The 14,750-nt window shown below is 71.9% G+C and carries 15 protein-coding genes and 1 tRNA gene; 8 read left to right on the forward strand and 8 right to left on the reverse strand.

The window, feature by feature from the left end:
- The first annotated feature begins 260 nt into the window (after window positions 1–260).
- A complete protein-coding gene (gene rpoD, locus ABT158_RS10760) occupies window positions 261–1,364 on the forward strand; it encodes an RNA polymerase sigma factor RpoD (protein WP_241563834.1) in 1,104 nt (367 codons plus the stop codon).
- Window positions 1,365–1,464: 100 nt separating this feature from the next.
- Here the strand turns inward: rpoD and ABT158_RS10765 are convergent, their stop codons facing one another.
- The 7 genes from ABT158_RS10765 to ABT158_RS10795 are packed head-to-tail and all read right to left on the reverse strand — an operon-like array spanning window position 1,465 to window position 9,758.
- Window positions 1,465–2,271: a transporter substrate-binding domain-containing protein gene (locus tag ABT158_RS10765; RefSeq protein WP_352352537.1), complete on the reverse strand. Its 807-nt coding sequence runs from the start codon at window positions 2,269–2,271 to the stop codon at window positions 1,465–1,467.
- Window positions 2,268–3,650 (reverse strand): GlnX family signal transduction membrane protein, encoded by a 1,383-nt coding sequence (locus ABT158_RS10770; protein ID WP_352352538.1) that lies wholly within the window; start codon window positions 3,648–3,650, stop codon window positions 2,268–2,270. Before ABT158_RS10770 ends, ABT158_RS10765 begins: the two co-directional genes overlap by 4 nt.
- Window positions 3,647–4,282 (reverse strand): FHA domain-containing protein, encoded by a 636-nt coding sequence (locus ABT158_RS10775; RefSeq protein ID WP_352352539.1) that lies wholly within the window; start codon window positions 4,280–4,282, stop codon window positions 3,647–3,649. The genes ABT158_RS10770 and ABT158_RS10775 overlap by 4 nt, the downstream gene beginning before the upstream one ends.
- On the reverse strand, window positions 4,282–5,568 hold the full coding sequence (locus ABT158_RS10780; RefSeq protein ID WP_352352540.1) for a vWA domain-containing protein: 1,287 nt from the start codon (window positions 5,566–5,568) through the stop codon (window positions 4,282–4,284). Before ABT158_RS10780 ends, ABT158_RS10775 begins: the two co-directional genes overlap by 1 nt.
- Window positions 5,561–6,418 (reverse strand): PP2C family protein-serine/threonine phosphatase, encoded by an 858-nt coding sequence (locus ABT158_RS10785; RefSeq protein ID WP_352352541.1) that lies wholly within the window; start codon window positions 6,416–6,418, stop codon window positions 5,561–5,563. The genes ABT158_RS10780 and ABT158_RS10785 overlap by 8 nt, the downstream gene beginning before the upstream one ends.
- The gene (locus tag ABT158_RS10790) at window positions 6,415–8,595 is read right to left on the reverse strand and encodes a serine/threonine-protein kinase (protein WP_352352542.1); all 2,181 of its coding nucleotides are present in this window, start codon (window positions 8,593–8,595) and stop codon (window positions 6,415–6,417) included. The genes ABT158_RS10785 and ABT158_RS10790 overlap by 4 nt, the downstream gene beginning before the upstream one ends.
- A complete protein-coding gene (locus tag ABT158_RS10795) occupies window positions 8,592–9,758 on the reverse strand; it encodes a hypothetical protein (protein WP_352352543.1) in 1,167 nt (388 codons plus the stop codon). The genes ABT158_RS10790 and ABT158_RS10795 overlap by 4 nt, the downstream gene beginning before the upstream one ends.
- A 176-nt stretch (window positions 9,759–9,934) precedes the next feature.
- Between ABT158_RS10795 and ABT158_RS10800 the strand changes: the two genes are divergently transcribed.
- The 3 genes from ABT158_RS10800 to ABT158_RS10810 are packed head-to-tail and all read left to right on the forward strand — an operon-like array spanning window position 9,935 to window position 11,870.
- The gene (locus ABT158_RS10800) at window positions 9,935–10,093 is read left to right on the forward strand and encodes a hypothetical protein (RefSeq protein WP_352352544.1); all 159 of its coding nucleotides are present in this window, start codon (window positions 9,935–9,937) and stop codon (window positions 10,091–10,093) included.
- A gap of 32 nt (window positions 10,094–10,125) precedes the next feature.
- A complete protein-coding gene (locus tag ABT158_RS10805; protein ID WP_352352545.1) occupies window positions 10,126–11,400 on the forward strand; it encodes an amylo-alpha-1,6-glucosidase in 1,275 nt (424 codons plus the stop codon).
- Window positions 11,397–11,870 carry a hypothetical protein gene (locus ABT158_RS10810; RefSeq protein ID WP_352352546.1) on the forward strand — a complete coding sequence of 158 codons (474 nt, stop codon included), beginning with the start codon at window positions 11,397–11,399 and terminating at the stop codon, window positions 11,868–11,870. Before ABT158_RS10805 ends, ABT158_RS10810 begins: the two co-directional genes overlap by 4 nt.
- Window positions 11,871–11,939: 69 nt before the next feature.
- On the opposite strand, the gene ABT158_RS10815 is transcribed toward ABT158_RS10810, so the two are convergent.
- Window positions 11,940–12,257, reverse strand: a complete 318-nt coding sequence (locus ABT158_RS10815) for a YtxH domain-containing protein (protein WP_352352547.1) — start codon at window positions 12,255–12,257, stop codon at window positions 11,940–11,942.
- Between the two features lie 126 nt (window positions 12,258–12,383).
- Here ABT158_RS10815 and ABT158_RS10820 point away from each other — a divergent pair.
- The 4 genes from ABT158_RS10820 (at window position 12,384) to ABT158_RS10835 (ending at window position 14,743) form a co-directional block, all read left to right on the forward strand.
- Window positions 12,384–12,455 (forward strand) — tRNA-Asn (locus tag ABT158_RS10820).
- A gap of 175 nt (window positions 12,456–12,630) precedes the next feature.
- Window positions 12,631–13,095, forward strand: a complete 465-nt coding sequence (locus tag ABT158_RS10825; RefSeq protein WP_352352548.1) for a hypothetical protein — start codon at window positions 12,631–12,633, stop codon at window positions 13,093–13,095.
- Entirely contained in the window at window positions 13,092–13,352 is a 261-nt protein-coding gene (locus ABT158_RS10830; protein WP_352352549.1) for an effector-associated constant component EACC1, read from the forward strand. Before ABT158_RS10825 ends, ABT158_RS10830 begins: the two co-directional genes overlap by 4 nt.
- A gap of 248 nt (window positions 13,353–13,600) precedes the next feature.
- Window positions 13,601–14,743, forward strand: coding sequence for a nitric oxide synthase oxygenase (locus tag ABT158_RS10835; protein ID WP_352352550.1), 1,143 nt, complete (start codon window positions 13,601–13,603; stop codon window positions 14,741–14,743).
- The last annotated feature ends 7 nt before the right edge of the window (window positions 14,744–14,750 follow it).

Genomic DNA, 14,750 nt, shown 5'->3' on the forward strand with positions numbered 1-14,750 from the left:
GGCATCTCCGGCGTCTTCCGGGCAGCGAAAGAGATACGTCCGGCCGGCGGACGTCGCCGGACGTGGGATTCCAGACCGCGTAATTGACTTTTCTTTCCTGATCAAACTCGGGCCAAACCTTTACTCGATCTCAATTCGGTAATGCTGATCGTCTTACCTTCCGCAACAAAAATGGGTCTGCCATTTGATGGAACCAATACTGCAGACTGTCTCCCGTGGGTGCATCGGTGCTGCCAAGCGGGCCGCCATCGGTAGATCAGGTGGCGGACCTCGTCGCGAAGGGAAGGGAGCGCGGAAGCGTAACCGTCGATGACGTCGCCGCCGCGCTTGACCGATCCGAGCTGCCGTCCGACGCGCTGGAACGCGTCGTGCGGATGCTCGCAGAGAACGGCGTGGAGGTCCTCGAGCCCCAGGGCGACGAGGAGTCCACCCGCGCCGATGAGGAGGACGTAGGCAAGCGGGCGCCGACCAGCGATCTCGTCCGTATCTATCTGCGGGAGATCGGCCGCGTCCCCCTGCTGACCGCCGAGGAGGAGGTGGAGCTCGCCAAGTCGATCGAAGCCGGCCTGTTCGCCGAGGACAAGCTGGCCAACGGGGTCTCGCGTCTGGCCTTCCCGGAGTTCAGGGAGCTCGTCTGGCAGGGCACCAGGGCCAAGCAGCGGCTGATCGAGGCCAACCTCAGGCTCGTGGTGTCGATCGCCAAGCGGTACGTGGGCCGCGGCATGCTGTTCCTCGACCTGATCCAGGAGGGCAACCTCGGGCTCATCCGGGCGGTCGAGAAGTTCGACTACACGAAGGGCTACAAGTTCTCCACCTACGCCACCTGGTGGATCAGGCAGGCGATCACCCGGGCGATCGCCGACCAGGCGCGCACCATCCGCATTCCGGTGCACATGGTGGAGACCATCAACAAGCTCGTCAGAGTGCAGCGTCAGCTCCACCAGGACCTCGGCCGCGAGCCCATCCCCGAGGAGATCGCCAAGGAGATGGACCTCCCGGTCGACCGCGTGGTGGAGATCCAGCGCATCGCCCAGGAGCCGGTGTCCCTGCAGTCGCCGATCGGCGAGGAGGACTCCGACCTCGGTGACTTCATCGAGGACGCCGACGCCGTCGTGCCCATGGAGGCCGCCGCCTTCATCATGCTGCAGGACCAGCTCGACGACATCCTGGCCACGCTGTCCGACCGCGAGCAGCGCATCATCCAGCTCCGCTTCGGCCTGGCCGACGGGCATCCGCGCACGCTGGAGGAGGTGGGCAGGGAGTTCGGCGTGACGCGCGAGCGCATCCGGCAGATCGAGTCGAAGACCCTGGCCAAGCTCCGTCACCCGACGCGCGCGCAGATGCTCAGGGACTACCTGGACTGACCCTTCGACCCCGCGACGGGCCCGGCGAGCGTGCCGGGCCCGTCCGCATGCCGGGCGGCGGGCTCAGGAGCAGCCCTCGAACGGATGCCGGGCGGCGGGCCTAGGAGCAGCCCTCGAACTGCGGCACGGCGATGTTGGTCAGGTCCAGGCCCGCCTTGCTGAACCACTTGTGCAGCAGCTTGCTCGCGGTCCCGTCCTGGTACATGTCGGTGATCGCCCGGTTCACCGCCTCGCAGCCCGGCACGTCGTCCTTGTGCAGGCCCACCCCGCTGCGCTGCTCGTTGAACTGGGCGTTGGCCAGCCGCAGCCCCGAGCCGTCCTGGTTGGCCAGGCCGGCCAGGATCACGTCGTTGGTGGTGACCGCGTCCACCTGCCGGTTCTTCAGCGCGCTCAGGCACGACGCGTAGTCCTTGAACGGCACCAGCTTGGCCGCCACGCTGCGTTCCTCCACGACCCGCTCGGCGGCGTTCGAGCCCTCCACCGCGCAGATCCGGCGGCCCTTCAGCTGCCGGACGTTGTCCACCTTGTCGTCCGGCCGCGTCAGGATGTCCTGGTAGGAGATGTGGTACGGCCCCGCGAACAGCACCTTCGCCTTGCGGTCCATGCTGATCGTGTACGTCGCCACCACCATGTCGGCCCGCCCCTGGACCAGCACCTTGTCCCGGTCGCCCGCCAGCACGGGGATCAGCTTGAAGTCCTTGCCGAGCCGCTTGGCCACGTAACGCGCGACGTCGACGTCGAAGCCCTCGAAGGTGCCGTCCGGCTTGCGGAAGCCCACCGACGGCAGGTCGGGGCGGACGGCGATGACGATGGAGTCCTTGTCGAGGATCGACTCCCGGCCGCCGGTGCCGCAGGCCGCGGCGGCCACCGCGGTCAGGGCCAGGGCCGCTACCAGTGCCCGCTTCAACGGTACTCCTTGAGTCTCGGCCACACTCCGGCGATCATCAGCAGCCCGATCCCGGCGATCGCGAACGGCAGCAGCCGCCACAGGTTGTCCAGCGCGTTCTCGCCGGCGTCGATGGCCTGGTCGAAGGTGCGCTCGTGCCGTTCGGCCAGGGCCACCAGGGCCCGGTCGTAGGCGTCGAACGCGGCGGTGACCGGTTCGAGCTTGGCGGTCACGGCCTCGGCGGTCCTGCCCTCCAGCGCCAGCGCCCGGAAGGAGGTGTCGGCCTTCTGGAAGGCCCGGTACGCCTCCAGCACGCGGACGCCCTCCGGGCCGGTCAGCTCGGGCCCCAGCATGCCGCGGGCCGCCCCGGCGTCGGCGGCCACCTTCGCGTGGTACTGGGTGAGGTTGCCCGACTCGAAGTAGACGATCGTCTGCGACTTGTCGAGGAACGTGTGCTCGTAGGTGTCGGCGCGGTCCTTGTCCAGCAGGTACCGGCTCTGGTCGCCCTGCATGCTGTTGCTGATCGCGCGGGCCTTGGCCAGCGTCAGGACCGAGTCGAAGCCCTGCGTCTTGGCCGTGCGCAGGTCCGTCTGGTCCTGGCCGAGCACGTTCACGCCGAGGATCAGCGAGACGACGGTGGCCAGCGTGGCGACCAGCAGCGCCGGGCCGAACACCCGGCGGAACCGCCGGGCCAGGTAGATCTGGAGCCAGACCAGGCAGCCCAGCGCGAGCAGCCCGGCCAGCAGCACCGCGGAGCGCAGCAGCGGGACCATGGCGTTCTTGTCGTCGTAGGTGCGGCGGACGATCGTGCCGCTCTCCAGGGTCAGGTTGTAGGCCTGCGGCAGCAGCACCAGCCGCATCAGGTCGGTGGCCTGCCGGTAGGTGCCCACGACGGTGTCCGGCGGCGCGCCGGGCGCGTGCCGGGACTGCTCGTTCAGCAGCAGCGCCTGCCCGGCGAGCCGTTCGTAGCGGCCGAGGCCGTCGAGCACCGACTGCACGGTCCGCCGCTCGGCGGCGTTGTCGCCGGCCAGCTCGAACGCCTTCAGCAGCGCCTGGTTGGCCTCGGTGCGCCGCCGCTCGTACCGGTCGACCGCCTGGCGGCGCTGCTGGCCGTACTGGTCGCCCATGACCAGCGCGTTGGCGACCTGGGCGTCCATGTCGCTGAGCGCCAGGTAGAGCCCGGCGGTGGCGACGACCTGCGGCCCGGCGCCGCGGCCGATGACCTGCAGCCCGTCGCCGGCGGTCAGGCTGCCCACCCCGAGCGCCGCGAACAGCAGCGCGAGCGCCGCCACGGTGACGCCGGAGATGACGCGGATGCGGCCGGGCACGCTGCGGCGCGGCGGGGGGGCCGGGGCGCCCGCCGGGACGACGGCGCCCGGGTGGTTCTGCACCAGGGTCACGGTGTGCCCTCCCTGATGGTGATGACGGTCCAGGCCCCCAGGTGGATCCGGTCGCCCGGACCGACCCGGACGGGCGTGTTGATCTCCACGGTCCTGCCGTTGACCTGGGTGCCGTTGGCCGAGCCCGGGTCCACCAGCGTCCAGGTGCCGTCGGGCTGGGCCAGCAGCACGGCGTGCAGGTGCGACACGCCCGGGTCCTCGGGCGGGCCGGTCAGGTCGATCTCCGGCGCCAGGTTCCTGGCCTTGCTGCGCCGCCCGATGCGCACCTGCTCGCCGACCAGCCCGAACGAGCGCTCGGGACAGTACGGCGGGAAGGCCATGCGCGCCGCGTCGGGACCGCCCTCGGCGACCACCTTCTCGTAGTAGGTGCGGTCGGCGGCGGCGACGGCCTCCCACCGCGCCCCCCGCACCGGGAGCGGGACGCCGCCCCCGCCGCCGGTGAAGTCGTGGCCGCACACCTCGCAGAACTGCCCGGCGCGCGGCGTCTGGCAGACCGGGCAGGCGTCGTCACCCCCGCCGCCGGCCGCCGCCGGCTGGGGCTGGGACGCGGCGGGCGTCCCGGCCATCTGCGCGCCGCAGACGTCGCAGTAGTCGTCGGAGCCGGAGGCGTGCCCCTGGGGACAGGTCGCCATCAGCCCTCGCCCTTACGCAGCCGGCTGGTGCGGACGGAACCGGTGTCCAGCTCGATCTCGTCGGCCTTGTCCACGTTCCTGCGCAACCGGGCCGTGCCGGTCGCGGGATCGACCTCCACGACCTTCTCCAGCAGCCGGGCGGTGTCCTCGCGGCCCGACTCCGCGGCCAGCTCCCTGGCCTTGGCCAGGCGCGCGGTCGCGGCCTCCACGTCCCCGGCGGCGCGGGCGCTGAGGCCGTCCTGGATGAGCTCGTGCAGCTCGGCCTGGCCGGTGTAGTGGGCGACCTTCCGGTTGATCTGGGTGGACTGCGCCAGGTCGTCGGTCCACTGGGCCAGCACGTTGCCGCTGGCCACGACGTCCTGGGTGTCGGGGCGCACCAGCTTCACCCAGCCCGCCCTGATCTCCTGGCCGATCTGGCCCGGCGGCACCTCGACGCACAGGTGGTACTCGCGTTCCTCCTGGCCCCACGAGCCGGTCGGGTAGTCGCCGGTCAGCGGGTTGACGTCGGTGCGCTTGCCGGTCAGGTCGAGCAGCGTGGGGGAGACCTGCTTGACGAACTTCAGCTTGGCGGTCTGCGGCACCCACACCCGCAGCGACAGGTCCGCCACGGTCTTGCTCATCGACGTCTGCGTCACCCGGCGGAAGAACTCGGCCAGATCGCTCTGGTTCCGTACGAACTCGAACGAGCCGAGCATCGCCTCGGCGACCTTCCGCAGCTCGGCGGGCACCCAGTCGTCGCCCACGCCCAGGCTGTCGCAGACGAACTTGCCGCTCCACCCCTGCAGCACGGCGCCGAACACCTCGGGGCGCTCGTTGTTCTGCCCGTCGGTCATCAGCAGCGCGTGCCTGATCGCGTTCGGGTAGCCGCTCAGCAGGTGCCCGGCCAGCTTCAGCCACTCGCCGATGGCCGTGCCGCCGTGCGCGAGCAGCCTGCTGATCGCCCGCTCGGCCTCGGCGCGGGTGGCGGGCGTGGCCCTGACCAGGTTGGCGTTGCCGCCGGGGTAGACGACCCTGGCCTTCTCGGTCCCGGCGATCACCGCGAAGTGCACGCCGTCGCGCAGCGCGTGCACGGCCGCCGCCGCGGCCTGCCGGGCCTCGCGGATCTTGCCGCCGCTCATCGAGCCGGAGGTGTCGACGATGATGACCTCGGCCGCCTCGGTGGGCGCGGCCTGGGCGAAGCCGCCGCCGGAGGAGGCCACGGTGAGGATCGCGTGCACCTCCCTGGCGTCGGTGGACAGGTACTTGTTCTGGTCGATGTTCAGCGTGAACGTGGGCTGGTCACCCATGCGTTTCTCCTAGGGGGATGAGAACGATCGTCACGTTGTCCTGGCCGCCGGAGGCCAGTGCGTGGCGCAGCATCTCGCGGGCCATGTCGAGGGGGGTTCCCGTCTGCGGGAACCGGTAGCCGTCCAGGTAGCGCCACAGCCCGTCGCTGCACACCAGCAGCAGGCCGGGCGCCCCCGGGGCGAGCGTGCGCACATGCAGCGACACCTCGCCGGAATCCGCGCCGAGCCACGCGGTGATCTCGCCGGTCGGGACCACGTCGTCCTCGGTCAGCAGCACGCCCTGCCCGGGGGCCTCGGCGGGCAGCCAGTACGCCCGCGTGTCGCCCGCCCAGCTCAGCGTGATCCCGCCGGGGCCGGCGACCGCGGCGACGTAGGTGCAGGCGGGGGCGTCGTCCACGGAGGTCGCCAGGGCGGTCACCGCCTTTCCGGCCAGCTCGAACGCCTCCTGCGCGGAGGCCCCCCTGGCCAGGGCGGCGCCCGCGGTCTCCACCGCCGCGGCCGAGGCCTGGTCGGCCCGCGGCGAGCTGCCCACGCCGTCGCACACCACCGTGATCACGGCGTCGCCGGTGGTCAGCAGCGCCATGGCGTCCTCGTTGCGGGCGCGCCGCAGGCCCTTGTCGGTGACGGCGGCGGCCCCGCCGTCCAGGACGGTCTCGGCGTGGTCGCGGCCGGTGGGCTGGCGGGCGCCGCAACGTTCGCAGTAGCCCTCCGCGTCCACCGCGGCCGCGCCGCAGGAGGTGCAGACCGGCGCGCCGAGCGCGTGCCCGCACCGCTCGCAGTAGACGTCCCCCTGGACGACGGGGGACGCGCACATCGGGCAGCTCTGGGGGGTCGTCACGGATTCGGTCACAGCCACGTCCTCGGTCGTACGGCGTTCGCCTCGTCGATGAGCGCGTGGCGTTCATGGCGGGAGCCGGCCGCCACCGCGAGCTTCCGGTAGATCGACTCCAGCCGCCTGCGCAGCCCCGGCTCGGTGAAGTCGGCCTCGGCCAGCTTCGTCCCGGGCGGGGCGGGGTTGTTGTCCAGCCAGGCCAGCGCGCAGCGCAGCAGCTCGGCGGTGAGCAGGTCGCGGCGGCGCGGGTCGAGGTCGGCCAGGTTGGCCAGCCGTCCGGCCGCGCCGACCAGGTCGGCGGCGGACACCGTGCTCAGGTCGGCCCGGCGGAACACCGAGGCGGCCAGCGCCACCTGCGCCGCCACCCGGTAGCTGGAGGTGGGCGGCACCTCGTCCAGCACGTTGACGCGGCCCGTCCTGGCCAGCCCGAACGCGGCGCTGACGTAGGAGTGGTCGGTCCGCCAGACGGCGTTGTACCAATGGGCCGACTGCCTGCCGGCGCACTCCAGCGCGAACGCCAGCGCCAGCTTGGGCGCGAGCTCGCCGGGCAGCGCCGACACGCACGCGTCGAACATCGTCACCGCGGTGTCCGTCTGGTGCGTGGCCAGTGCGAGCACGCCGCGGTACCAGGTCGTCCGCCAGTCGCCGGGGAGCTGCTGGTCCAGCTCCGACAGCGCCACGGGGGTCTCGGCGGCGCCCGCCTCGGCCAGCAGCCTGGCCCGCATGAGCCGGGTCTCGGGCGTCGGCGGCATCGCCGAGAGCTGGTCGAACAGCTCCTTGCCGTCGAACCCGAGCAGGCCCGCCAGCGCGCCCGCCGCCGGGTCGAGCGGATCGACGTGCGGCACCGGCAGCTCGACCGCGACCACGGCCGGGTCGAGCGGCCCGAACACCTCCTGGCGGGAGTCCGACAGCGCCGTCCACACGGCCGAGCGCTCGGGCCCGAACAGGGTCGAGGGCGCCGGGAACGGCACGCCCTCCTCGGCCGCGCTGATCTCCCGCAGCACCCCGACGAGCTGCTCCTCCATCTCCCACGCGCTCTGGAACCGGTCGGCGGGGTTGGGCGCGGTGGCCTTGCGCAGCAGCCGCGCGAACGACTCGTGCCCGCAGTCCTGCGGCAGCGGGCTGGCCACGCCGCCCTTGGCCGGGCTCCAGGACGGGATCGTCAGCACCGCCAGGGTCCTGGCCACCGTGTAGAGGTCGGAGGCCACGGACGAGGGATGGGTGTCCAGCTCGGGCGCGTGGTAGCCGACCGTCGCCCAGGACGTGCCGGGCGGCGAGCCGACCGGCTGGACGGCGCCCAGGTCGATCAGCTTGAGCCGCCGGCCGACCCGGATCACGTTGGCCGGCTTGAGGTCGCAGTAGACCAGGCCGTTCTCGTGCAGGTAGCCGAACGCGTGCAGGATCTCGCGGCCGTAGATCAGGGCCTCGCGCAGCGGCAGCGGGCCCTGGCGGCGCAGCTCGTGCAGGGACTGGCCGCCGACGTACTCCATGACGATGTAGCCGAGGCCGCCGGAGAGCTGGAAGTTGAGGATCTTGACGATGTTCGGGTGGTCGACCGTGGTGAGGAACTTGCGCTCGGCCTCGGCCGCCGCCAGCGCCTCGGCGTCGTTGGTGTTGAGCAGGCCCTTGAGCACGACCCAGCGGCCGTCCAGGGCCTCGTCGGCGGCCAGGTAGATCCAGCCGAGGCCGCCGTGCGCCAGGCAGCCGAGCACCCGGTACTGTCCGGCCACCATGTCGTCCTTGGCCAGCTTCGGGGTGAAGGAGTACGGCGTGCGGCAGTGCGGGCAGAACCCCTCCGTCAGCCCCGGACGGCCCTGCCGGGACCGGCCCACCGGCTCCCCGCAGGCCGGGTTGGCGCAGAACCGCTTCTCCTCCGGCACCTGCGGATCGGCCATCACGGCCGTCGCCGGGTCCCGGTACGGCACGGACGGCAGGTCGGCGATGCCGCCCAGCACCCCGGCCCGCGACCTGCCGCTGCTGCTCACCGGCGAGGTCAGCGACCGGCTCACCGGCTGGGTGTGCACCGGGCCCGAGAGCGGCCCCGAGAGTGGCCCGGAAGACGTCCCCGAGGCCGGGGCCGACGCCTGCCGGGGGACGGACACCGCCGGGGGCGGCGCGGCCGCCGCGTTGCCGCACAGGTCGCAGTAGCCGTCCTCGATGGTGCCGGTGCAGCCCGGCTGCGCGCAGCGGGTCATGGCTTACCTCCGTGTATCGCGCGCTGGTAGGTGTCGACCGCGGCCGCCGCCTCGGTCAGGTCGCAGGGGGCGCTCCACAGCAGGGATCGTGCCCGCTCGAAGCACGCGGCGGCGTCGGGGTCCTCGGCCATGCCCTTGCGCACCGCCATGGCCTGGCAGGCGCCGAGCCGGCCGCGTAACTCGTCGCGCCTGCCGACCAGGCCGTACAGGGCCTTGGCGGTGGCCCGCGCCCGGTCGGCCGCCTTCTCCGCCTCGCTCTCCACGCTCGCCAGCCGCCTGGCCCGCACCACCCAGGTGTCGGCCGAGGCGTCGAGCGCGGCCAGCTCGCCGGTCAGCTCCTCGACCCGGCTGCGCGGGCCGGCCTGCGGCGGCAGGGCGATCTTGACCACGACCGCGCCGTGGGCCAGCCTGGCCTCGCTCTCGGCCGCGCGTACCCGGTCGAGGGCGGCCACCAGGTCCTCGCGGCGCCTGGCGTACTCGCGTTTGACCACGATCGCCTGGTCGACCTCCGCGCGGGCCTCGGCCAGCACGCGGGCGACCCCGCCGAGGTCGGGGCCGACGCCCGCGCCGAGCGGGTCGGCGAGCAGGGCCGCGCGCATCCGCCGCAGCTCCGCCTCCTGCGGCTCCAGCCCGGCGCTCTCGCCCAGCTCGCGCTCCAGGTCGCGGATCTCGCGCAGGACGCGGTCGGCGTCGTCGAGCCGGGGCAGGACGGCGTTCCACACGGCGTCGATGTCGTTGAGCGCCGAGGTGACCTCGCGGAAGGCGCCGTCCATGCGGGCGACGGTCTCGTCGAGGGTCAGCCGCTCGTCGGCCTCGGGCAGCAGCGAGCGCTGCTCGACGGGCTTGGCCGCGGCCCGCAGCACGACGGACGTGCCCGACAGCAGCCGGGTCAGCTCGTCGAGCTGCTCGGCGCCGAGTTTCGCGCGCGCGGCCCTGACCTGCTCGGCGTCGCGCAGCACGGCCCGGTAGGCGTCGTTCAGCAGCCACAGCCGGGTCAGCGCGGCCTGGACGGCGGCCCAGCGCCGCGCCGTCACCCCGTCCAGCGTCGCGCCCTTGAGCAGCTGGTACGTGGTGTGGGATTCGAGATCGAGCAGGTCGCCGGAGATCCGGTCACGTTCGTCGGCCCGAGCGCGCAGCGCGTACTCGGCGCCTTCCCTGCTCATGGGTGGTCCCAGACTCATCACGCTCCCCGTGAAGAGGGCCCCCGAAGCCCCGTGTCCTACCGGCTCAACGGGAGTCTTGACCGGTTGGTTCCAAAGGGTAGGGGTGACCCTGACTTGTCCCTGATTCAACCCTCGGTCACCTGCAAACGGCTTAACGGATCTCCTACGGTGGAGACATGGCACGCATCCTTCTGATCATCGCCGCGATCATCGTCGCACTGCTTCTCGTCGGCCCGCTCGTGGGTTTCGTCTTCACGCTCCTCAAGTGGGCTCTCATCATCGGCGCCGTCGTCCTCGGTGTCACGTTCGTCGCGAAGTGGGCCAAGAAGCCGTAGCTTCCGCCCGCGTCCCAAGGCATAGTGAGTGAATGGAGGCGCGGCCGGCGGTTGACGATGCCGCGCTCGGGCGCGAGGCCCTGGCCGTGCTCGAGGCGAACTGGACGGGCAGCGGCACCGTGCCCGCGCCGGGTCTCTACCCGCACCAGTGGAGCTGGGACTCCGCGTTCGTCGTCATCGGCCTGGCCAGGCACCGTCCGGAGCGCGCCCGGGAGGAGCTGCTCAGCCTGCTGAGCGGCCAGTGGGCGACCGGCATGGTGCCCCACATCGTCTTCCACACCCGCGAGGCGTACTTCCCCGGGCCGTCGGTCTGGCGTTCGCAGGAGCACGCCTCCGCGCCCAGGGTCTACACCTCCGGGCTCACCTCCCCGCCGCTGCAGGCGCTGGCGCTGCGGTGGCTCTACCGGCACACCGGCGACGTCGCGTTCGTCCGGCGGACGTTCCCGCTGCTCGTCGCCCAGCACCACTACCTGGCCTCGGCCCGCGACCTCGGCGGCGCCGGACTGGCGGCGATCGTCCACCCCTGGGAGTCGGGCATGGACGACAGCCCGGCCTGGGACCAGCCGCTCGCCGCGCTGCCCGCCATCGGTTACGGCTACCGCAACGTTCAGCTGGCCGACCGCCACCCCGACAGCGACCACGACCGCTACGTCTGGCTGGCCATGCGTTACCGCGACGCCGGCTACCGCGCCGAGTACCTGCGCGACGAGCACCCGTTCGCGGTCGAGGACCCGATGTTCAACGGGATCTGGCTGGCGTCCTGCCAGGCGCTGGCCGAGCTGGCGCCGGTGGCGGGGGCCGACCCCGCACCCCACGCCGAACAGGCCGAACGCATCAGGCAGGCCATGCTCGACCGGCTCTGGGACGGCTGCTTCTACCCCCGCGACCTGCGCACCGGCCGGCTGATCAAGGTCTGCACGGTGGGCGCGTTCGGGCCGCTGCTCGACCCCGGGCTGCCCAGCGACCACCTGCACGCCTGCGTCGAGGTGCTGGAGTCGGCCCGGTTCATGGGCGCGACCGGCTACCCGGTGCCGAGCTGCGAGATCCGCGCCGCCCAGTTCGACCGCACCCGCTACTGGCGCGGGCCGTCCTGGGTGAACACCAACTGGCTGTTACGCCGGGCCGCCGCCGTCCACTCACTCGACCAGCTCGGCCGGCAGCTCGCCAACGGCACCCTGCGGCTGGTCCGGCAGGCCGGGTTCCGCGAGTGCTTCGACCCGTTCGACGGCAGCGGGCGCGGGTGCAGGGACTTCTCCTGGAGCGCGGCGCTCACCCTCGACCTGCTCGCCGATACCGTGGAGATATGAGCCTTCTTCGCCGCCTGCCCGCCGACGTGCGCCGATCCCTGGACACCCGGCCGGGGGAGCGGGTGCTGACGTTCACCGAGACCGCCGACGGTCACCTGGTGGCCACCAACCTGGCCCTGTTCCTGTCGGACGGGACGCGGGTGCCGTACGAGGAGATCGACAAGGCGTCCTGGGACGACGAGGGGCTGCGGGTCGTCACCACCGGCGGCGCCCGCCACTTCGAGCGCGTCGCCGAACCGCGGATGGTGCCCGAGACCGTGCGCGAGCGGGTGAACTCCACCATCGTGGTCAACAAGCACGTCAGCCTGCCGGGGCGCGGCGGCGTCCGGCTGGTGGCCAGGCGTCCGCCGGGCGGCGAGGTGCTGGGCTGGACGCTCGTCTTCGACGACGGGCTCGATCCGACGGACCCGGGCCTGCGGGCACAGGCCGAACAGGCCCTGGAAGGCGTCCGGCGCAGCATGGGCGTGTGAGGGATCACACGTCCGTGCCGCGCCGGATCTCGGGGCCGGATCAAGGGGCCGGATCTTGGGGCCGGGCCCTCAGTAGGGGATGCCGGTCTCGCGGGACCTCCGTTCCGCGAGATCCTCCTCCTCGGGCCAGCCGCTGCCGGACCTGTGGTGGCCGTCGGAGCCGAGGAACGGGATCTTCTCCTGAAGCGTCCCGCCCACCTTCTCCCTGGCCGCCCCGGCCAGCCTCGACGCCTGCGCGCCGACCACCCCCGCGGCCTCCTGGACCCTGGGGCTGTCGGCCACACGCTGGGCCGCCCGCTTGATCTGTTCGTACCGCTCACGGCCCGCCCTGCTGCCGAGCACGTAACCGACAGCCAGACCGACCGCAAATGTCATCCGATAACGCATCTCGCACCTCCGCTGTCTCCCGGCCTACCCCAGTTGCGATGCGACACGCACTCCAAGAGTGCGCTAATCTATTCCTGCGCACGACGGAAGGGCCCAACAAGCCCGACCAGCAGGGCGAACGTTCGATCCCGCGTAGCTCAACGGCAGAGCAGCCGGCTGTTAACCGGCAGGTTATAGGTTCGAGTCCTATCGCGGGAGCTGTAGCCAGACAGCAACTCAGGCCCTCTCACCGAGTCAGGTGAGAGGGCCTGAGTCGTTCCACGGAGACCTCCCCTCGCTGAGGCTCCAGGAAGTCGTCTCGCTGACACCGTCATCGGGAAGTTGTACATTCACAGCGGTTCCAGTGACGTCCTCCTCACTCCGCGAGAAGCCGTTGACCACGTCTGAAGCACCCCTCAGCCCGGAACAGGGCCGCACTCCGCCGGCGGGCCTGACGCGTGCCAGGGCGCGGCAGATCATCGGGCGTCTCACGCTCTGGGTGGTGTTCGGGGTGATTTTCGGGCTGCTTCCCATCTGGATCGATGCCCTGCGTGGCGTCATGTCGCCTCAGCGGTTCAGCTGGATGTCCATCCTGGCCAAGGGGGAGCTGTTCATCGCCTCCTCCGCGCTGGCCGCCGCGGCGGTGGGTGAATTGGTGTTCGCCCCCTTCGGTCATGAATGGCAGATCATGAGAGCCATGATGGTGGGGTCGTCGCTCCTGTGCTGCATCGGGAACGCGGTCGCGTACACCCAGGTGGCCATGGCGGGTCCGGGCACGGTCGCCAACGTCTCCCTGACGTTGTTCGTGCTCACCCTGGCCGCCAGTGCCGCCTGCGTCGGATTGGCGGCGGGCCGATGACCGATGTTCTCGGCCTCGCGGTCGTCCTGGCCGGATCGGGCGCCCTGGGCGCGTTCGCCTCCGCGCTGCTGGCCTGGTTCAGGCTGCGGCGACACGGTGCCGAGGTCCGCATCCGGGTGCGGAACGAGGGCGGGGCGACGATCGAACTGGCGGCGACGAACCTGCGCGGCCTCTCGGGCGAGGAGGTGCGGGAACTGACGCAGCGGATCTCCGACGCGCTCGAGGAGTCACGGATCGCCGATGATCCGAAACCCTGAGCGATCAGGACGTCGCCGAGCAGGCATGTCCTGAAAAGAGAGGGATTCACGCGTTGTAGTGGATGAGTCACCGATTTCGGTATTACGCGGACAACGGGCGTTCGCGGCGGCAAGATGGGGGAGCCGGCCGGGTGCGGCCGGCAGCCGCGGGAAGTCGTGACGGGGGCGTGGAGAGGGCGCCGCCGGCAGGACGTGCCGCCGACCCGGAATCGGCGGGGCGCTCCGCTGAGCGAAATGTTGGTTGCCGCGTGCGTACCTGGATCAGGTCACTGCGTCCCTTCGATGTGCATGCCGTGCACGCGCTGTTCGAGCGCACCACGGACCTCCGCGAGGCGGAGCGGTTCATCAGGCTCTTCCACGCCGAGAACCCCGCCGCCGGCGGCCTGGCCGCCCGGCTGCGCGACGTCGCCAGAGACGTCGCCCGCCACGGCACCTACGTCCACACCTTCGAGGAGCTGGAGTTCGGCGCCCGGGTCGCCTGGCGCAACAGCGGCCGGTGCATCGGACGCCTGTACTGGCGTTCGCTGAAGGTGCGCGACCGGCGGGAGGTGACGACGGCCGAGGGCGTGGCGGTGGAGTGCGTGGCGCACCTGCGCGAGGCGACGGGGGAGGGGCGCATCAGGCCCACCGTCACCGTGTTCGCCCCGGACACCCCGGCCATGCCGGGCCCGCGGGTGCTCAACGACCAGCTCGTCCGCTACGCCGGGCACCGGCTGAACGGCGGCGGCGTCCTCGGCGACCCGCGCAACGCCGAGCTCACCGACCTGGCCAAGGAACTCGGCTGGCGCGGCGGGCCGGGCCGGTTCGACGTGTTGCCGCTGGTCGTGCGGGCCGGGCTCGGCGACCCGCTGGTGTGCAACCTGCCGGGCGACGCCGTGCTGGAGGTGCCGCTGCTGCATCCGGAGTACGCATGGTTCGCGGAGCTGGGGCTGCGCTGGCACGCCGTGCCGGTCATCTCGGACATGTGCCTGGAGATCGGAGGCGTCTGCTACCCGTGCGCGCCGTTCAACGGCTGGTACATGGGCACCGAGATCGGGGCGCGCAACCTGGCCGACTCCGACCGCTACGACCTGCTCCCCGAGGTGGCCAAGCACCTCGGCCTGGACACCTCCACCGAGCGCTCGCTCTGGCGCGACCACGCGCTGGTCGAGCTCAACGTGGCGGTGCTGCACTCGTTCGAACGGGCGGGGGTGACGATCACCGACCACCACACCGAGTCCCGGCGCTTCCTGACCCACCTGGAACGCGAGGAGCGCGCCGGACGGCGCTGCCCGGCCGACTGGTCGTGGATCGTGCCGCCGCTGTCGGGCGGCGCGACCCCGGTCTTCCACCGCTACTACGACACCTGCGAGCTGACCCCCGCGTACGTGCACCGCCACCCCGCCCGCTGAGCCGCTT

The sequence above is a fragment of the Nonomuraea sp. NPDC001636 genome (assembly GCF_040298265.1).
GTDB lineage: Bacteria > Actinomycetota > Actinomycetes > Streptosporangiales > Streptosporangiaceae > Nonomuraea.